The sequence below is a fragment of the Pseudoalteromonas sp. S1727 genome (genome assembly GCF_005886375.1).
Taxonomy (GTDB): domain Bacteria; phylum Pseudomonadota; class Gammaproteobacteria; order Enterobacterales; family Alteromonadaceae; genus Pseudoalteromonas; species Pseudoalteromonas haloplanktis.
The window spans coordinates 102,383-120,710 of sequence record NZ_PNDT01000005.1 but is presented as its reverse complement, the minus strand read 5'-3'; the positions used below and the strand labels follow the sequence as shown (position 1 = coordinate 120,710).

The 18,328-nt window shown below is 41.7% G+C and carries 15 protein-coding genes; 9 read left to right on the top strand and 6 right to left on the bottom strand.

All coding sequences use genetic code 11. The features are described from left to right. Positions 1-110 precede the first annotated feature (110 nt). Positions 111-1,034 carry a glutaminase B gene (glsB, locus tag CWB85_RS01230; protein ID WP_016708376.1) on the top strand — a complete coding sequence of 308 codons (924 nt, stop codon included), beginning with the start codon at positions 111-113 and terminating at the stop codon, positions 1,032-1,034. Positions 1,035-1,039: 5 nt separating this feature from the next. On the opposite strand, the gene CWB85_RS01225 is transcribed toward glsB, so the two are convergent. Further along, on the bottom strand, positions 1,040-2,344 hold the full coding sequence (locus tag CWB85_RS01225) for an inosine/guanosine kinase (protein ID WP_016708375.1): 1,305 nt from the start codon (positions 2,342-2,344) through the stop codon (positions 1,040-1,042). A 179-nt stretch (positions 2,345-2,523) separates the two neighbouring features. Between CWB85_RS01225 and tadA the strand changes: the two genes are divergently transcribed. Then, entirely contained in the window at positions 2,524-3,027 is a 504-nt protein-coding gene (gene tadA, locus CWB85_RS01220; RefSeq protein ID WP_138553856.1) for a tRNA adenosine(34) deaminase TadA, read from the top strand. On the opposite strand, the gene CWB85_RS22445 is transcribed toward tadA, so the two are convergent. Both CWB85_RS22445 and mltF read right to left on the bottom strand, forming a co-directional pair. Next, on the bottom strand, positions 3,024-3,191 hold the full coding sequence (locus CWB85_RS22445; RefSeq protein ID WP_016708372.1) for a hypothetical protein: 168 nt from the start codon (positions 3,189-3,191) through the stop codon (positions 3,024-3,026). The two genes, tadA and CWB85_RS22445, sit on opposite strands and share 4 nt — an antisense overlap. A gap of 102 nt (positions 3,192-3,293) precedes the next feature. Further along, the gene (mltF, locus tag CWB85_RS01215) at positions 3,294-4,856 is read right to left on the bottom strand and encodes a membrane-bound lytic murein transglycosylase MltF (RefSeq protein ID WP_016708371.1); all 1,563 of its coding nucleotides are present in this window, start codon (positions 4,854-4,856) and stop codon (positions 3,294-3,296) included. Positions 4,857-5,111: 255 nt separating this feature from the next. Between mltF and purL the strand changes: the two genes are divergently transcribed. The 4 genes from purL to CWB85_RS01195 all read left to right on the top strand — a co-directional run bounded on the left by purL (position 5,112) and on the right by CWB85_RS01195 (position 12,074). Further along, the gene (gene purL / locus CWB85_RS01210; RefSeq protein WP_138553858.1) at positions 5,112-8,996 is read left to right on the top strand and encodes a phosphoribosylformylglycinamidine synthase; all 3,885 of its coding nucleotides are present in this window, start codon (positions 5,112-5,114) and stop codon (positions 8,994-8,996) included. 116 nt (positions 8,997-9,112) lie between these two features. Then, positions 9,113-11,554 carry an intermembrane phospholipid transport YdbH family protein gene (locus CWB85_RS01205; protein WP_138553855.1) on the top strand — a complete coding sequence of 814 codons (2,442 nt, stop codon included), beginning with the start codon at positions 9,113-9,115 and terminating at the stop codon, positions 11,552-11,554. Beyond that, positions 11,547-11,729: a YnbE family lipoprotein gene (locus CWB85_RS01200; RefSeq protein ID WP_016708368.1), complete on the top strand. Its 183-nt coding sequence runs from the start codon at positions 11,547-11,549 to the stop codon at positions 11,727-11,729. The genes CWB85_RS01205 and CWB85_RS01200 overlap by 8 nt, the downstream gene beginning before the upstream one ends. 9 nt (positions 11,730-11,738) lie before the next feature. Beyond that, on the top strand, positions 11,739-12,074 hold the full coding sequence (locus CWB85_RS01195; protein ID WP_138553854.1) for a YdbL family probable chaperone protein: 336 nt from the start codon (positions 11,739-11,741) through the stop codon (positions 12,072-12,074). Positions 12,075-12,099: 25 nt separating this feature from the next. On the opposite strand, the gene CWB85_RS01190 is transcribed toward CWB85_RS01195, so the two are convergent. Together CWB85_RS01190 and waaA are read right to left on the bottom strand one after the other, a co-directional pair. Then, complete coding sequence (locus CWB85_RS01190; protein WP_138553853.1) at positions 12,100-12,663, bottom strand: DUF1415 domain-containing protein; 564 nt, start codon at positions 12,661-12,663, stop codon at positions 12,100-12,102. Further along, positions 12,656-13,927, bottom strand: a complete 1,272-nt coding sequence (waaA, locus tag CWB85_RS01185; protein ID WP_138553852.1) for a lipid IV(A) 3-deoxy-D-manno-octulosonic acid transferase — start codon at positions 13,925-13,927, stop codon at positions 12,656-12,658. The genes CWB85_RS01190 and waaA overlap by 8 nt, the downstream gene beginning before the upstream one ends. A 153-nt stretch (positions 13,928-14,080) precedes the next feature. Between waaA and CWB85_RS01180 the strand changes: the two genes are divergently transcribed. From CWB85_RS01180 to hldE, 3 genes are read left to right on the top strand one after another with little or no spacing between them, the layout of a single operon-like run. Beyond that, on the top strand, positions 14,081-15,535 hold the full coding sequence (locus CWB85_RS01180) for a capsule assembly Wzi family protein (RefSeq protein WP_138553851.1): 1,455 nt from the start codon (positions 14,081-14,083) through the stop codon (positions 15,533-15,535). Between the two features lie 33 nt (positions 15,536-15,568). Beyond that, entirely contained in the window at positions 15,569-16,159 is a 591-nt protein-coding gene (locus CWB85_RS01175) for a D-sedoheptulose-7-phosphate isomerase (RefSeq protein ID WP_138553850.1), read from the top strand. Continuing rightward, on the top strand, positions 16,159-17,598 hold the full coding sequence (hldE, locus tag CWB85_RS01170) for a bifunctional D-glycero-beta-D-manno-heptose-7-phosphate kinase/D-glycero-beta-D-manno-heptose 1-phosphate adenylyltransferase HldE (RefSeq protein ID WP_138553849.1): 1,440 nt from the start codon (positions 16,159-16,161) through the stop codon (positions 17,596-17,598). The genes CWB85_RS01175 and hldE overlap by 1 nt, the downstream gene beginning before the upstream one ends. Here the strand turns inward: hldE and CWB85_RS01165 are convergent. Continuing rightward, positions 17,595-18,323 (bottom strand): 3-deoxy-D-manno-octulosonic acid kinase, encoded by a 729-nt coding sequence (locus CWB85_RS01165; protein WP_016708361.1) that lies wholly within the window; start codon positions 18,321-18,323, stop codon positions 17,595-17,597. The two genes, hldE and CWB85_RS01165, sit on opposite strands and share 4 nt — an antisense overlap. Positions 18,324-18,328 lie beyond the last annotated feature (5 nt).

The following is an 18,328-nucleotide window of genomic DNA, read 5'->3' as shown; positions in this document are numbered from 1 at the left end:
TCTAAACTCGAAACTCGAAACTCGCAAATTTTTATCTACAAATGCCATCAACTGATCCCAACTATCATGTTAGAATTTTGTTTTTATCAACATAGAGAGTGAGAGCTATATTGGCTAACTCTGATTACCAACATGTCTTAAATGAAATTATCGCTGAAGTTCAGCCATTACTATCTGAGGGAAAAGTGGCTGATTACATTCCCGCGCTAGCTGAAGTTGATGCTAATCAATTCTCGATTGCTATCTATACAACTGACGGGCAAACTTTTTGTGCTGGGGATTGCGCGCAGCGTTTTACTATTCAATCTGTGTCAAAGGTGATGACACTGACTCTGGCCTTACAGCGTTATGGTGATGAACTATGGCAACGTGTCGGTAAAGAGCCTTCTGGTACTGCTTTTAACTCTTTGACGCAGCTTGAGTTTGAAAAAGGCATACCACGTAACCCTTTTATCAATGCTGGTGCTATTGTAACTTGCGATGCTTTATATAGCCGCTTATCTGCACCTATGCATACTATGCTTGAGACTTTCAGAGAACTATCAGGAAATAAAAGTATTACTATAGATAAAAAAGTGGCTAACTCTGAGTATGAGTTCCGCCATCGCAATGCTGCAATGGGGCATTTGATGAAGTCATTTGGTAACTTTAATAATGAAGTTGATGATGTGCTGTGGGCTTACTTTAACTTTTGTGCAATTGAGCTTAATTGTGTTGAGTTAGCTAAAGGGTATAGTTTTTTGGCAAATAAAGGAGTTTGTTACTTGAGTGGCAAACGAGTGCTTTCTAGCCTGCAAACTAAACAGCTAAATTCTTTGTTATTTACTAGTGGCTTGTATGACGCCGCAGGTGATTTTGGTTACCGAGTAGGGATGCCTGGTAAATCTGGTGTGTCGGGTACTATTTTGGCTGTGTTACCTGGTAAATTTACGGTAGCGGTGTATTCGCCGGGTTTAAATTCTTTTGGTAATTCTGTGGCTGGAATAGCAGCTTTAGAGCTGCTATCTAAAAAGCTCGATATTTCTATTTTTTAGCAAGTTTACTGTTCCCAGTAAACTTGCTCTAAACAGTCTTCTCGTTCAGGTAAACCACGCGATAGACGAGGGGAGTGTTGTACAAGCACTTCATAGCTGGCGCGGTTGGCGTACTTACTGATCTGCGCCAAAGATGAGTAGGTCATTGCGGGCTGCTGGTGTTTAGCCGAGTTACCTACATTGAGTTTATGATAAACATTGGCTGATAGGTCGTGTAACACTGCTGCTAATGCGCAATCACCAGCACCATTTGTATTTTTAATGCTGTCAGGCCCGCCCATAAATGGGGCTGTGTGGCTGTAAGCGCGAATTGGGTTTTCACAGTCACTTTGACGCATTGCACGGGAGAATTCATAACGATTGAAGTCAGCTATCGCACCGGGTAAGAGAGGATATTCAGTTTCACGTTTAAACTTTTCATCGACGAAACCTGCCATGAATAAGCCTTTTTCGCCAGCGGTACAGATCACTAAATCGACCCAATCAAGCGCTTTATCAGCAGCTAATAGTGGATCTTCAAAACCGGTGATAGCGAAACCTTCTTCTTCATTCATTGCTAAAATATCAACATGCTTAGCGACAAACTCAGCCCACCAAGTTGGATCTTGTTCGATTAAGAATTTTGTTCCTAATGTTAGCACGACGGGTACGCCAGCATCGTTTGCATATTTTACTGCTTGCATTGTTGCTTCGGTCATCGTCTCTGCGCCTTGTGTACGCATTAAGTAAGCGCTGATCACCAATGCTGATGAGTTTTCTATTAACTGCTGATCAATTGATTCAGGACGCAAGTGATTCATAAGCCCTGCACTAATTGCAAAGGTACGTTCGCCTGAATCATCAATTAAAGTAAAGCAGCGACCTATAGGGCCATCTACTGGTTGTAGATAGTCTAAATCTACGCGGCTTGAGGTATTACATAAGAAGCGGTACGCATAACTACCAATTTTGATGTTTTCACTCATTACACCAAGTAACACAGAACGATCATCCGCTAATACAGAATAGTTGTGCATGGTATTACCTATAGTGCCACCGGCAAATTCATAGTCGATCATGTCGTTCAGTTTTAAACGGTCATATAAAGCATTGGTTATATCACTATCTATAACTTGCGACATGCCTCTACGTAGCTGAAATTCATCAAGGAAAGCTTGATCAACTTTAGCTTCTATATCAACTACTATTTGGTCAATACCTGTGATGTAGCTGCGCTGTAACCGATCACTGGCGTTAAGTTGATTTGTAAGTGGATCTTTGGCTTCCACTGGAAAATAATGTTTATGCCTGCGGCGTCCAGGAAATTTCATTTGCTACCCGTGTGTTGTGAGCTAAATAAAAAAAGCGGGAGATTATAGCGTAAATCACCTAAGGTGAGCCACGTAAATGCTGCTTTAATTTGTTTTATTTTTATCACTAATTACTAAGTTTAGCGTTTTATCAGCCTAAGTGAGTATAATTAAACAATAATTAGTTAAAGGTTAAATCAATGACTGAACAGTTGGATGATCAATATTGGATGGCAAAAGCACTCGAGTATGCACAAAAAGCTGAGCAATTGAATGAAATTCCTGTCGGGGCTGTGCTGGTTAAAGATAATCAGCAAGTTGGAGCTGGTTATAATCGCTCTATTACTGATAATGATCCTTCCGCTCATGCCGAGATGATAGCAATCCGTGAAGGAGGTAAAGCGCTTGATAACTATCGCTTAATAGATTGCACTTTGTACGTTACATTGGAGCCATGCTCAATGTGTGCGGGCTTGTTGGTACACAGTCGTATTAAGCGGTTAGTTTTTGGTGCTGCTGATGCTAAAACAGGCTCAGCTGGATCAATCATGAACTTATTACAAGATCCTCGGTTAAATCATCAAGTAGAAGTTGTGGGAGGGGTGCTAGCGGAGCAAAGTGGACAGACTATTTCTAATTTTTTTAAACGCCGCCGCCAAGAAATTAAAGCTAAAAAGCAAGCGCAGCGAGACCTGAAGGCTTAACCTACAGGCGTCGCTGTATTTAATTCTGCCATTTGTTGCATCGCAAACATGCGACGACGCCAAATAACTTTTTTATGTAAATTGCGCAGCATAATTCTGCGCCGTGTTGATGATGAATAAATCACGTTACGTTTGAACGAATGTGTACGGCGACGTTTCAACATAGTATCTCCTAAAAATGTGAGAGTGAGAAATAACTTGATACTACACATTAGTGATCATTTGATGACAAGTAAATAGATATCGTAACCTTATTGTATTTTAAGTTATTTTGATTCTTTGTCATCGTCTTTTTTGGGAGATAATACGGGGGGAGTTGTCGTTGACTTACTCGCTTCTGTGGTTATAGGGGCTTCTTGTATTGAATCAGCTGTGCTGCTGGGCTCTTGTTGTGCAGGTTTCTCAATTACTGTTTGTGTTTCAGTTTGCGGTTTTACGTTAGACTCTTTTGCTGGGACGACTTCAGGCTCAGCAGGGGCAATCGCATCATTTTCATCAAGCCATACTAAAGCGTCGTAGTAACGGCGAATATTATCAACATATTGCACTGCGACATCGCCACGGGAATAACCATACTTGGTGTTACGGTAATAACGCTTTTTGATGAGCAATGGTAAGCGTTTTTTCACATCTGCCCATTTATCGGGACTTGCTCCTTGTTGCTCGGTAATGATCCGCGCGTCATTTACATGACCCCAGCCAATATTATATGACGCTAATGCCAACCACATGCGATCAGGTTGCGGGACTCGATCTGGGATGCGTTTTTCTAGTTTCATTAGATACTCTGCACCGCCTTTTATATTTTGCTCTGGTGCTAAACGGTTCGTTACACCAACTTGTTTTGCTGTATCGCGAGTGAGCATCATAATACCACGTACCCCCGTTGGTGATTTAGCGCGTGGGTTCCACATTGATTCTTGATAACTTAAAGCTGCAAGCAGGCGCCAATCTAGCGTCCCCGCATATTGCTCAAACCAAGGTTGATATTTAGGTAAAGTGTCTTTGATAGCTTCAATATAGGCGAGGGTATTGACGTAGTTAAATTGGCGCACGTGACCAAAGTATTTTTCTTCAAGAACGTATAGTTGATTATTTTGCTTCACTTCACCAAAAAACGGCACCATTAATGCGTAGAGTGAATCATCACCGTCTTTGCGCAATAACCATGCAATTGGATCATTGCGGGTAACTGAAAAACCAATACTTAAATTGGGGTGGTAGCGACGGAATAAAGATAAAGTGTGCGAGTCTGCAAGGGTGTAATCTATGTCTCCATCTATTACACCTTGCAGTAACTCTTCTTCATCAAACTCTTCGGTTTCTTGCCAAGTTAAATTCGGGTGAGTTTGTTTTATTTGTTGAAGTGCTAATGAGTGGCTACTTTTTGCCAGTACCGTTAAGTTACCAGTTAGATCATCAAAGTCACGAGGTCTTACACGTCCTTGCTTATAAACTAATTTTTGACTAATGGTGCGATATGTTGGGCCAAATCGGTAAGTTTGAGCACGAGTCTTGTCATAAGTTAAACCGGAAGCTATTAAATCTAAGTCGCCATTATCTAAACGAGAAAACATATCGGATAAGTTAAAGAACGGCACCATTTCAAGCTCGACACCTAAATGGTCTGCAAACTCTTGCGCTAACTCATATTCAAACCCTTGTTCGCCTTGTACGGCTTGGTAGTAGTTACTTGCCCCTGCTAATGTACCAACTCGGATTTTATTGTGTGCTTTAATTTGACTGAGTTGAGATTGTTGCTGCTGCATATCGCAGGCACATAAAAACATTACTAACGTAATGATTGTTATTAGCTTTTGTTTAAACATACCGCGCCCCTTGAATGCTACTATCCCCTTATATCAAAACTTTAACGTGGCGTCACTTGTCGATTTGTTGTAGATGATGTTGCGCTGTTTTAATATCTCCATGTGCTGAACGGTAATATTCGGGATAAACGATGCGAACAAATACGGGCATTGACGCAATTTTAATTCCCCCCTTAACCTGTATTTCCGAGTTACTTGGGTATATAATGCCCGCCTAAAATATCGTTCAATCCCTAACCCCGGATGAAAATACCTATGTTGATCCTTCGTGGTGCACCAGCACTTTCCGATTTTAGAGTTCAGAAAATTTTAGCCCGTTGCCAACAGGCGCAACTTCCAGTCACTAATGTATACGCTGAGTATGCACACTTTGCCGATTTAACGGCAGAGCTTTCAAGTGACGAGCAAACTAAGCTTGAGAAGTTACTTACCTATGGTCCAACGATTGCCGAACATACACCAGCAGGTACTTTGGTGTTAGTAACGCCTCGCCCAGGAACAATCTCACCTTGGGCTTCAAAAGCGACGGATATTGCACATAATTGTGGTTTAGCGCAAGTTCACCGTGTAGAGCGTGGTATTGCTTACTATGTTGAAGGTGATTTAAACGCTGAACAGCTTTCTCAAGTCGCAGCCTTGTTACATGATCGCATGACTGAAGCAACACATGGCGCAATGGACGATGCTGCTAAATTGTTCCGCACTGACGCACCAAGTCCAATGTCATCAGTAGACATTTTAGGCGGTGGTCGTGAAGCGCTTGCTACGGCAAACGTTGAGCAAGGCTTTGCACTGGCAGATGACGAAATCGATTACTTGGTAGAGAACTTCCAAAAGTTAGGGCGCAACCCGAACGACATCGAATTATTTATGTTTGCACAAGCAAACTCAGAGCATTGCCGTCACAAGATTTTTAATGCAGATTGGACAATTGATGGTATCGAACAGCCAAAGTCGCTGTTTAAAATGATTAAAAACACCTACGAGCATAATCCTGAAAATGTATTATCTGCCTATAAAGATAACGCTGCAGTAATGACGGGCTCTAAAGCGGGTCGTTTCTTCCCGAATGCTGAAGGTGAATACGCGTATCATCAAGAGAACATTGAAATCTTGATGAAAGTTGAAACGCATAACCACCCAACAGCCATTGCCCCATTCTCAGGTGCGGCAACGGGGTCTGGTGGTGAGATTCGTGATGAAGGCGCCACCGGTCGTGGCTCTAAGCCAAAAGCGGGTTTAGTTGGCTTTACTGTATCAAACCTACGTATTCCTGGTTATGAGCAACCGTGGGAAACTGATTTTGGTAAACCGGGTCGTATTGTTAACGCGCTTGATATTATGATTGATGGCCCACTAGGTGGCGCGGCATTTAACAACGAGTTTGGTCGTCCAAACTTATTAGGTTATTTCCGTACTTATGAAGAACAAGTCAATAGCCACAATGGTGTCGAAGTTCGTGGTTACCACAAGCCAATCATGCTTGCCGGTGGTTTAGGTAATATTCGTTCTGAGCATGTACAAAAAGGTGAAATTCCAGTTGGTGCAAAACTGATTGCATTAGGTGGTCCTGCCATGAACATTGGTTTAGGTGGCGGTGCCGCTTCATCAATGGCATCTGGCCAATCAAATGAAGATTTAGACTTTGCTTCTGTACAGCGCGAAAACCCTGAAATGGAACGTCGTTGTCAGGAAGTGATCGATAAGTGTTGGCAACTTGGTGATGCTAACCCAATCGCGTTTATCCACGATGTGGGCGCAGGTGGTTTATCAAATGCATTCCCTGAGCTTGTGAATGACGGTGGTCGTGGTGGTAAATTCCAGCTACGCGACATTCCTAATGATGAACCAGGTATGGCGCCGCATGAAATTTGGTGTAACGAATCACAAGAGCGTTATGTACTTGCCGTAGCCGTTGAAGATTTTGACCGTTTTGAAGCTATTTGTAAGCGTGAACGTGCACAATATGCGGTCATTGGTGAAGCTACTGAAGAGCGTCATTTAACAGTTGCTGATAGCCACTTTGATAACAACCCTGTTGATTTACCGCTAGATGTATTATTAGGTAAAGCACCGAAAATGCACCGTGAAGCGCACTCTTTAAAAGCGACTAGTGAAGCGTTAGATACAGCAAAAATTGATATCGCAGATGCTGCACAGCGTTTATTACGCTTACCAACCATTGCAGAAAAAACCTTCTTGATCACGATTGGTGATCGTTCTGTAACAGGTTTAGTTGCGCGCGACCAGATGGTTGGCCCGTGGCAGGTACCAGTGGCTAACTGTGCAGTGACAGCTGCAACGTATGATACTTACCATGGTGAAGCTATGTCACTGGGTGAGCGTACACCTGCGGCATTACTGAACTATGGCGCATCAGCACGCTTAGCTGTAGCTGAGTCATTAACTAATATTGCATGTGCCAATATTGGTGGTCTTGAGAATATTAAGCTTTCTGCAAACTGGATGGCTGCTGCAGGTCACCCAGGTGAAGATGCCGGTTTATACGAAGCAGTTAAAGCCGTGGGCGAAGAGCTTTGTCCTGCACTCGGCCTCACTATTCCTGTGGGTAAAGACTCTATGTCGATGAAAACTCAATGGGATGAGAATGGCGAGCAAAAATCGGTTACTGCACCGCTTTCGTTAATCATCACTGCATTTGGCCGTGTTGAAGATGTACGTAAAACGGTGACCCCACAGTTACGTACAGATAAAGGTGAAACGTCACTGATCTTAGTTGATTTAGGGGCAGGCAAAAACCGCATGGGTGCATCAAGCTTAGCGCAAGTTTATAAGCAATTAGGCGATGTAACCCCAGATGTTGATAGCCCTGAATTATTAAAAGGCTTCTACAATGCAATGCAAGCACTAGTCGCAGATAACAAGTTACTTGCTTATCATGACCGTTCAGACGGTGGTTTATTTACCACAGTAGCTGAAATGGCATTTGCTGGTCACACGGGTGTAACAGTCAACCTTGATGAGCTAACAGGCTCAGATATTGGAGTTCTTTATAACGAAGAGCTCGGTGCTGTTATTCAAGTTGCTAATAGTGATTTAGACGCAGTAAATGCGGTATTTGCTGAGCACGGTATTGCAGCAATCAGCCACGCAATTGGTTCTTTAAACGGTGATGACACTGTAGTCTTTAATCGTGCAGGCAACACAGTACTTAGTAATACACGTACAGAGCTTCGTACAATTTGGGCCGAAACAACGTACCAAATGCAAGCGCGTCGTGATAATCCAGATTGTGCTAAACAAGAGTTCGATGCCAAGTTTGACGCTAAAGATCCTGGTCTTAACGTTAAATTAAATTTTGACTTAAACGAAGATGTGGCAGCGCCGTATATTGCTACAGGCGCTAAGCCAAAAATGGCTATCTTACGTGAGCAAGGTGTTAACTCGCACCTAGAAATGGCTGCTGCGTTTAACCGTGCAGGTTTTGCAGCGGTTGATGTGCACATGAGCGATATTCTTGAAGGGCGCTTAAGCCTTGAAGAATTTAAAGGCTTAGTGGCATGTGGTGGTTTCTCTTACGGTGACGTACTAGGTGCAGGTGAAGGCTGGGCTAAATCAATCTTGTTTAATGATATGGCACGCGATCAGTTCCAAAGCTTCTTTGAGCGTCAAGACTCATTTAGCTTAGGTGTGTGTAATGGTTGTCAGATGCTATCAACGTTAAAAGAGTTGATCCCTGGCACTGAGCATTGGCCACGCTTTGTAACTAATAAGTCTGAGCGTTTTGAAGCACGCTTTAGCTTGGTTGAAGTGCAGGAGAATCCTTCTGTATTCTTTAACGGTATGGCAGGCTCTCGTATGCCTATCGCGGTGTCTCATGGTGAAGGTCATGCTGAATTTGCAGACGGTGCTGCGGTTAAAGCGGCGCTTGAGTCAGGTACTGTTGCGGTTAAATTTGTTGATAACTACGGTAACCCAACAACTCAGTATCCGGCTAACCCAAATGGTTCGCCAGAAGGTATTACAGGTATTACATCTACTGATGGTCGTGCGACTGTGATGATGCCACACCCTGAACGCGTATTCCGAGCGGTTGCTAACTCTTGGCACCCAGATGAGTGGAGCGAGGATAGCCCATGGATGCGTATGTTCCGTAACGCACGTAAAAATGTAGGTTAATTTACATTTATACAAGCTAGGTTCATACTTTAGCGATAGAATAAAAGGCTGCATTGTGCAGCCTTTTTTGTTTATGCTGGTCAAAGGTCAAAGGTCAAAATTTATTTAAGGATAATATGTTTAAGCGTGTAGGTTGGGGGTTATTCATTCTACTGCTAAGTGTGTTGACACTTGGTTATGTTTTTCGCATGCCGCTCACTTTGCATTTTGCGGCCCCTTCATTACAGCAATCCGGTGTTGAATTGCATTGTTTGGACTGGTCGTTAACAAGCAATTTAGATCTCCATATAGAAAAAGCGTGTATTGGCTACCAAGGGCAGCAACTTGAATTAGCTGATATAACGGTTAATACCAAGCGGGTTACTATTAACCGTGCCAATCTTAGCGTAACAACTCCAACGTCTACTGCTGAGTCATCCACAGCAAAAAAATTGGCGTTAACACTTATTGAAAGTAGACCTTTACTGACGGTTAATCGGTTAGTGATCTCATATCCGCAGCTAGCCAACCCCTTGACTATCAGTATAAATGAACCCCTTTTGAATCAATTTGTGGTTAGTGGAGATATCACCGCTAGTGCGTCGTTATTTACAGATCGTATAACAGGGCAAGTGAAGCTTGATAATGAGTTAGTGAGCAAGGTAAGACACATTGTTAACTTGAATCTTAATAGTCAAAATCGCTTTAGTTTTGATGGTTTAAGTTTAACGCTTGATTCACAGATAGATGGCCAATACGTCGCTGAACTTGAAAATTGTGCAATTATATTTAAGGCCAATGGCCATGTAAGCAGCCAGTATGATTTAAACTCTCAGCGATTAATTTTGGATGCGCAGCAATTAACAAGCTCGCTAGATGCGCAAGAAAATTGCTTGCAGCAAATTGCAAGGTTAACAGCAGATACTAAGCAACAGCAATTTATTGCCAAGCAAATTCCACTTCATTGGCAGTTGCAATTACCTGACCAAATTGGCTGGCAGGATGGCAGCCTGAATCTAGATGCGATTAACTTTGTTGCTGCTACAAGTGAGTTAAGAATAAATAATCTCGATGTAAATAGTAATGATCTGCCCAACAGCCTAAAAGCCGAGCTGGCTTTTTCGCTGCAAAATGATGACATTAAAAAGTTTAGCATAACTACTAACATGGCTAATCATGGCGTTGTAGGCAGGTATCAATTAGATCTAGTGCAGTTACCTGATTTTATTGCCGTAGATGCACAAAACATAACCAGTAACGGCGAGTTTACTGTAAAAGAGTTTTTGACTACAGCACAGGGAAAACTGTCTGCGAAGTTAGCGATTGGGAAGTTGGCTGTTGATGAACTCACTGTAAGCAAGTATCAAGGAACACTGGCAGCAACAATTAATGAACAGCGTTATACAACAGCTGCACTCGCCAGCCAAGTCGATACAGTGAGTTTCAGCGATTATAAATTAACGCAACTAACAAATAACTTGAATGCCTCTGGTGACCTTGGAGTTGGAGAGCTGTTTATTGATATTAGCAGTGAAACTACTTTAGCAGTATTACAAAGTGAGGCAGTTGACCTTAACAATATCAAGGTAAGCTCTCGTGCAATGCAAAGCCGTGCATTGCAGGCTTCGCATCAAGTAATGATTGATGATATTAAAGTGATTGTTACACATCATATGAGTAGTACGGCACACCCTGTGGAAGTGATTATTCCTGAACAGTCGGTTTCACGATTTAACCCCATTTTACATCAGTTTGCTCCGCTTGCGACATTAACGGGGGGCTCTGTTTCAGCCCATGTCAAAGGAGATGTTAACTTATTGGCCGCTGATATCACTGTACAGTTAAGTGGTATTAATGGCCTATATACAGATTACCTGATCAATGGCTTTAGTAGTCAATTGGTAGGGAAGTATGATTCAGGCCTGCTTAATGTTAAGCCGACTAAATTTGATATTAATGAACTTCGTGCTGGTGCGATTGTTGAAAAGATAACTGGGCAATTGCAGATCAATAATAGTGAACCTGCCATCACAGCTATTACTGGTAACGTGATGGGAGGCAGCTTTACACTTGATAAGTACCGAGTGACTGAGCAGCCTCAGCAAGCGTTAGTCACATTTAAAAATATTGATGCAAGTAAAGTGATCACGCTTGATGAAAAGTCAGGGATCAGTTTAACGGGGCGAGTTACTGGCACATTACCGGTATATTTTTCTGAGTTAGGTATAGAAGTGAAAGAGGGGCAGCTCACAAACCAAGGTGCAGCGAAGCTACTTATTACTAATAATGCCGCTTTTAATGCGGTCAAAGCACAGCAGCAAGAGCTTAGCCCTATACTTGGTTTGCTTGAAGATTTAGATATTCAAAGTATTAAAAGTAGTGTTAATTTAAAACCAGATGGTTGGATGACCTTAGGCGTTAATTTACAAGGTTATAATAAACCACAAGCGCAGCAAGTTAACTTTAACTACAATCATGAAGAAAATGTGTTTACGCTATTACGAGCATTACGCTTAAGTGATGAAATTACACAAAAGGTTGAACAAGAGTATTCAACAAAAGGAAGTAATAATGACTAAATGGTTAGTGATAATAACAGCACTGGGTTTACTCAGTGCATGCACGCATCGTGTTGAGGTGGCAGCAAAAGAGCCAATAACAATCAACTTAAATGTAAAAGTTGATCATGAGATCCGCGTAAAAGTTGATAAAGAGCTCGATAATTTATTTAGTGATGACAGCGAATTATTCTAAGGAACCATTATGAGCAGAGTAAGTAATAAAAAATTAAATATAATCACATTGTTGAGTGCCGTTTGCTTGTCGTTCTCGGCGTGGGCAATTAGCTTAGATGATGCTAAGAACCAAGGTTTAGTGGGGGAGGATAGCTCGGGTTATTTGGGCCTTGTGGTACAAAATGCAGAAGCAAAAGCGGTTGTTGATGAAATCAATGAAAAACGAAAAGCACAATATTTAAAGCTGGCGAAAAAAAATAATCTGTCGCTTGCTCAAGTTGAAGCGTTAGCGGCAGCGAAAACGATTGAAAAAACTCAATCTGGTCACTTTATTGAAGTGAACGGCGAGTGGGTTAAAAAGTAAGCTATATTATGAGAGAACCGAGCTGTTAAGCGCTCGGTTTTTTGCATCCAGCAAGTAATTGTTGCCAAAAGTCGATGCCTTTACGGCGTGCTAAATTGATATTGTGTTCAGGGATAGATTCCGGCTCGTTGTACTCATCTAATGCGGCACTCATACTGGCTTCACGAATTAAATGCAAGGTTGGAAAAGGTGCTCGGTTCGTATAGTTGGCGGCATCACTTTCATCGCTATCGGCAAATACATAATCAGGATGAAAGTTAGCTATTTGGTACTTGCCCTCAAAGCCCTGTGCAACAAGTAATGCATTTGCTAAATCCACTAAATCTAAAAACGCTTCAAAATCAGCGAAGCCTTGTTCAAACATTAATAATGTCGTTTCTCGTGTTGGCTGCCTGTCAAGTTCAATACACTGCTCAATCATCTCCATCACGGCGTCATCAATGCTGGTGGCTTGGCTTGTTTGATAGTGAATACAATTGTTTTCCACTTCTTTACGGGCAAATGGACAGAAATTGTATTTAACAATGACACTTGAAACCCATTCGCGGGTTTGTTGTTCTGGTAAACTTAATGATGTTTGATCAGTCACGATTAGGCTCTAAATAGTGGTTAATAATAGCAATTGTTTTCGCAATTGCACCTTGGTTATTAGCCACACACACTGCGGCTTGCTCGCCTAGTTTTTTACAACGAACGGGTTGTTGATAAAGCTCTATTAGTTGCAAGCTTAATTCATCCGTGCTGGCTACTTGTTTAGCTCCACCAAGGGCAATTAGCTCTGGGTAAACATGGTTAAAGTTATAAGTATGTGGGCCCGTTAATACTCCCACAGAGAAAGCCGCTGATTCGAGCGGATTATGCCCACCGCGCTCAATTAAACTACCGCCGACATAGCTTATGTTAGCCATACCATATAAACATTGCAGTTCCCCCAAGGTATCGCCAAGGAGTACATGCTCGTTGTGATAGTCATTTTGACTACGACGGCTAAAGCTCAGAGTTGACTCGTGGAGTAATTCCGCAACTTTATCAAATTGTTCTGGGTGGCGCGGGGCAATAACCAGTAATGCATCTGGAGCTACTTCTAAAAGGCGTTGATGCGCGTTTAAGATTAAATGATGCTCAATAGGGTGGGTGGAACCAGCAACCCAAATAAAACGCTGACTATTGTATTGTGCTTTTAAAGTTTCAACTTTTAATAACTGTTCAGCGGTAGGTTTAATATCAAACTTAATCGACCCTGTTACTTGTACTTTTTCTGCATCAAGGCCTAGCTCGATAAAGCGAGTGGCATCGTCTTGGTTGTGACTTGCCAGTGCTGAGATAGAAGCCATCAGTGCTCGCGTCAGCGGCGCTACTTTTTGGTAACCACGTTGAGATTTCTCTGACAAGCGGGCATTAAGTACCAGTACCGGAATATTACGTTGTTTACTTTGTGCAAGTAAGTTTGGCCACAGCTCGGTTTCTAAAATACACAGCATAGCGGGTTTTACTTGCTTTAAAAATCGCGCAGTTGCACATGGGAAGTCAAGTGGTAAGTAGACGCATTGTACCGAGTCTTTAAAGTTGTTATATATTTGCTCCCGTCCTGTCGGTGTATTACACGTGATCATTAAGGAGTAAGTTGGCAGCTGACTTTGTAATTGTTTAATTAATGGCGATGCAGCTAACACTTCACCCACAGAGGCGCAGTGGAAGACGATAGTTGAATTTTTTTGTTCGCTAATAAGGCCAAACCGCTCTGCAAAATATTCTCGGTAGCCAGGATTTTTTTTACCTCTTAACAGATACAAATAAAAGACAATAAGTGGGCTTAGCAGATAAAGAATCAGCGAATAAAAAAAACGAGCCATTTTCTAGCCTCAAATTATAAATGTTAATGATAACGCGGATATCTGCTGAGCAAAATGCGAAATTGTTAAAAATCGTTCCAGTTGCGAGTTTTGAGTGTTTAGTTGTGGCTAATTTGGTAATATTTCAGCACCTTTGTGAAAAATATAGTTGTTATGAAATTAAAATTGATAAAAGCCGCGGTTCTAAGCAGTTTTATAAGTTGCGCATTTCCTTTATTTGCAACACCTACTGCGTATCTACCGATTGGTATGGATGCACAGCTTGATCATCAGCTCGATACTTTATTTGCGATTAGCACTGGCACACCGATGGCTAAACCGTATCGTTTAACTGAAGTTGAAGCCGCACTGACTCAATTGCAAGATTCACAACCGAGTTTAGTTGCAGCTATACGTGCGAAAATCAAACCTTACCAAGGTAGTGACAATATTACTCGCGTTGGTGTGAAACTTAGAGTTGATGGAGACAAATCAACTAAACTTGCTAATCAACGAGGTGTGAGTTCTGACGAATGGGGGCAGGTATTTTTTGAAGGTATTTGGCGTCCGAATGACTATACCTTGATGCAAGTTGGGGTGGATTACCGCGCTAAGCAAAATAAATTTGTGAACTATAATAGCTTTGTAAGTTTTGCTGGTGATGATCTACAACTAAATATCGGCTATAAGGAACATTGGTTTTCGCCATTTAAACAATCAGCGCAAATTATTTCTACCAATGCCCGTACTTCACCGTCAATTTCATTAGGTATGGTGGCACCGGCGCATAATTGGTGGAACTTTGATTTTGAACTCTATTACTCCGAGCTTGAGCATGTTGAAAAAGGGATTTTATATCAAGGTGAGCTGCATGATGGCACCCCTCGTTTAGCAGGAACACATATTAGTATTGAGCCAGTTTCGGGCTGGAAAATTGGCTTAAACCGCATGATGCAATTTGGTGGTGGTCCCCGTGAAGTTGGCTTCAGCGATGTAGTAAAAGCGTTTTTTGATCCTGCAGGAAATGATAATGGTGAACTTGCTGGTGGTCCAGATAATGAGCTTGGTGATCAGTTTGCGTCAATAACCAATGTTATAAACTTTAATTGGGGAATGCCAATAGAACTGTATTTTGAATATGGCGGTGAAGATACAAAGGAGCATAAAAACTATCAATTTGGTAATATTGTTTATAGCTATGGGGTGTTTTTACCTCAAATTACAAATGATCTATCACTACGCTATGAGTATACCAATATGCATGCTCAGTGGTATAGAAACTATATATACCCCACTTATGGTAATACAAAGGATGGCTATGTCATAGGACATTATTTAGCAGATCAGCGCTATTTATATGATGCTGTACCATCAATTTCACATAGTTTAGAAGCAACTTATGCTGCGCTAGCGGATTCGTTCTGGCGTGTAAAATTTACCTTAATTGATAATGAAAGTGGTTATGTTGATGAGTTTGGAATAGTAAGCAATGATTATGAACAAGCCATTGAGCTGCAAATTAGTAATAACCGCAAATGGCAAGAGTACAATATTGAAACTACGTTGACCTATGGTGAAGATGTGTTCGGTGATAACTATACGTGGTTATCCGTGGCACTTTTTTGGTAGTAATTAGTCAGACTTATTTTGAGGGGACTTTAAATGTCTAAAATTGATTCTGTAGCGACCAGCTACCTTGAAAGTTTAACTCGTCACCAAGTATTATTTGAAACGATGGAAACATACCATCCTCAAGTTATGCAATTACTTGAGGTTTGCCACAGTACTTTACAAGCGGGTGGTAAAGTGATTTGGTTTGGTAATGGTGGCAGCGCAGCAGATGCGCAGCACTTAGCGGCGGAGTTTGTGGTACGTTATAAATTAGAACGTGGTCCATTAGCATCTATGGCGCTAACAACAGATACTTCTATCTTAACTGCGCACAGTAACGACTATCACTTTGATACGGTATTTGAGCGTCAAGTACAGGCATTGTGTAAACCTGAAGATTTAGTGATTGGTTTAACGACCTCTGGCACCAGCGTTAATATAAATTTAGCACTTGCGGCAGCAAATGAAATTGGTGCCTTTACCGTTGCTTTTACTGGTCGCGATGGCGGCAAAGTTAAAGACATCGCAAAATTACCTATTATTATTAAAAATGATGAAACAGCGCGGATTCAAGAAGCGCATATGTTTATTGGTCATTGGTTGTGTGAAGCCATCGATATGGTCGTAGCGGGGCAAAATTAATGGATTTAGGGTTATTTAAGAACCTTTCTAACGCAAGAATTTTAGTGGTTGGTGATGTAATGCTGGACCGTTATTGGCATGGCGACTCTGGGCGTATATCTCCTGAAGCGCCAGTGCCGATTGTCAAAGTCAGTAAGTTTGAAGACAAAGCGGGTGGTGCTGCAAACGTAGCAAAAAATATTGCTCGGTTAGATGGTAAGGTTGGCTTACTTGGTCTTATTGGTGAAGATGAAAGTGGGCAAATTTTAGAAAATATTTTGGCCGATGAGCGCATTGACTCACAACTAGTAAGTGTGTGTGATTTACCAACGATTTCAAAAATGCGTGTGATCAGTCGTCATCAACAAGTGGTGCGGTTAGATTTAGAAGAAACATTTACCGACCAGCACAGTCAATTGCTACTTAATCGGTTAGAGTTGGTATTAGATCAATATGATTTCGTGGTGTTTTCTGATTATGCGAAAGGCTCATTGAGTTTAATTCAACAGATGATCCAAGTTGCAAAAGCAGCAGGTAAAATTGTATTAATTGATCCTAAATCACCAGATTTAAATTTATATCATGGTGCTGACTATATTACTCCCAACTTGAATGAGTTTAAACTTGCTGGTGGTAAAACTGATTCAGAACAAAGCTTGACTGATAGCGCACGGGTACTCATTAAAGATGCCGGTGTTGCAGCAATGCTTTTAACTCGTTCAGAGCAAGGGATGTCGCTTATCAGTGCTGATGAAAAGCATGATTTTGCTGCACAGCAGCTTGAAGTAAGTGATGTAACGGGAGCAGGCGACACTGTTATTGCAACTCTTGCGGTAATGTTAGGTGCTGGCATGCAGCCTAAAGATGCCGTTGAGATTGCCAACCTAGCTGCCGGTATTGCAGTGAGTAAATTAGGTGCTGCAACGGTATCGCCAGAAGAGCTCAGCCGCAAACTAGGTCAATATTTACAAAAGACCGGTGAGCATTATCAAACGCCATTTGATGATGTGCTAAAGCATATTGAGTTTGCAAAGCAAAATGGTGAAACAATTGTGTTCACAAATGGTTGCTTTGATATTCTTCATGCTGGGCATGTACGCTATTTAGCGCAAGCTAAAGCACGAGGAGATCGTTTAGTCGTCGGCTTAAATAACGATGAATCAATCACCCGTTTGAAAGGCCCTGAGCGTCCTATTAATCCGTTGGATGAGCGAGCTATGGTGCTGAGCGCTTTGGCATCAGTCGATTGGGTTATCCCATTTGGTGCCGTAGAAGAAAACGATACACCAGCTAAATTAATCGAGCTTATAAGCCCTGATATTTTAGTGAAGGGAGGCGATTACACTGTAGAGCAAATAGCGGGTGCTGAACATGTACTTCGCCATGGTGGCAAAGTCGAGGTGTTGGAGTTTTTAAATGGCTGCTCTACATCAAAAGTAATCAGTAAAATAAAGGCTTAACGGTTATGTTTAAGGGCGCTCTGGTATGCTGCGTGTAACTGCTGCCAGTCGCTTTGCTGCCAATGCATAACATGATTTCGTCCTTGCTCCTTATTAAACGAGCGAGCAAGGCGAGCCATATTTGCTTGTTGCCAATTAAGGTGTGGAGTTCTTAATTCACCTCGGTCAAAGTCGATAATAAATACGTCACCCGCTTCATTAAATAAAATATTATTTATATTTAAATCAGCATGATACACCCCATTGTTATGGAATTTAGCAATTGTCTCGGCAATTTTTAGCAATTCCAGCTCAGTTAAATTACGTATTTTTAGCACATCTAACAGGCTTTGTGCGCCAGCAATGGCTTGAGTAATAATATCACCGCGGTATATTAAACCATTTACACTGATCTTTGCTGCAATTGGCATTGGTACGTTTAAACCAAGCTTGATCAATCGCATCATCAGCGCAAATTCTTGGTATACTCGGGTTTTTGCAACGTCCCTGTAAAGGTATTGATCGCTTAATACTTTACCTACTAAGCCGCCACGCCAGTAATGTCTAAGCACGGCTGTTAGGTCGTTATGGCAAAAAAACCATGCTGTCGCGCGGCCTTTTTTGGTACCAACGATCTTATCCTGCTGCTGCCAGTACTCAGCATCAAACCAATTTAAGCTTATTAAAGCACTGTATTCAGGGTGGCTTAAAATGATGTGCTCATTAATGGTTTGTTGGTTAAACATAATGT

What these genes read in the sequence shown, in the direction of transcription:
- CWB85_RS01225 (WP_016708375.1), bottom strand. Translation starts at nt 2,344, where the DNA reads ATGAAATTTCCTGGACGCCGCAGGCATAAACATTATTTTCCAGTGGAA.
- tadA (WP_138553856.1), top strand. Translation starts at nt 2,524, where the DNA reads ATGACTGAACAGTTGGATGATCAATATTGGATGGCAAAAGCACTCGAG.
- CWB85_RS22445 (WP_016708372.1), bottom strand. Translation starts at nt 3,191, where the DNA reads ATGTTGAAACGTCGCCGTACACATTCGTTCAAACGTAACGTGATTTAT.
- mltF (WP_016708371.1), bottom strand. Translation starts at nt 4,856, where the DNA reads ATGTTTAAACAAAAGCTAATAACAATCATTACGTTAGTAATGTTTTTA.
- purL (WP_138553858.1), top strand. Translation starts at nt 5,112, where the DNA reads ATGTTGATCCTTCGTGGTGCACCAGCACTTTCCGATTTTAGAGTTCAG.
- CWB85_RS01205 (WP_138553855.1), top strand. Translation starts at nt 9,113, where the DNA reads ATGTTTAAGCGTGTAGGTTGGGGGTTATTCATTCTACTGCTAAGTGTG.
- CWB85_RS01200 (WP_016708368.1), top strand. Translation starts at nt 11,547, where the DNA reads ATGACTAAATGGTTAGTGATAATAACAGCACTGGGTTTACTCAGTGCA.
- CWB85_RS01195 (WP_138553854.1), top strand. Translation starts at nt 11,739, where the DNA reads ATGAGCAGAGTAAGTAATAAAAAATTAAATATAATCACATTGTTGAGT.
- waaA (WP_138553852.1), bottom strand. Translation starts at nt 13,927, where the DNA reads ATGGCTCGTTTTTTTTATTCGCTGATTCTTTATCTGCTAAGCCCACTT.
- CWB85_RS01180 (WP_138553851.1), top strand. Translation starts at nt 14,081, where the DNA reads ATGAAATTAAAATTGATAAAAGCCGCGGTTCTAAGCAGTTTTATAAGT.
- CWB85_RS01175 (WP_138553850.1), top strand. Translation starts at nt 15,569, where the DNA reads ATGTCTAAAATTGATTCTGTAGCGACCAGCTACCTTGAAAGTTTAACT.
- hldE (WP_138553849.1), top strand. Translation starts at nt 16,159, where the DNA reads ATGGATTTAGGGTTATTTAAGAACCTTTCTAACGCAAGAATTTTAGTG.
- CWB85_RS01165 (WP_016708361.1), bottom strand. Translation starts at nt 18,323, where the DNA reads ATGTTTAACCAACAAACCATTAATGAGCACATCATTTTAAGCCACCCT.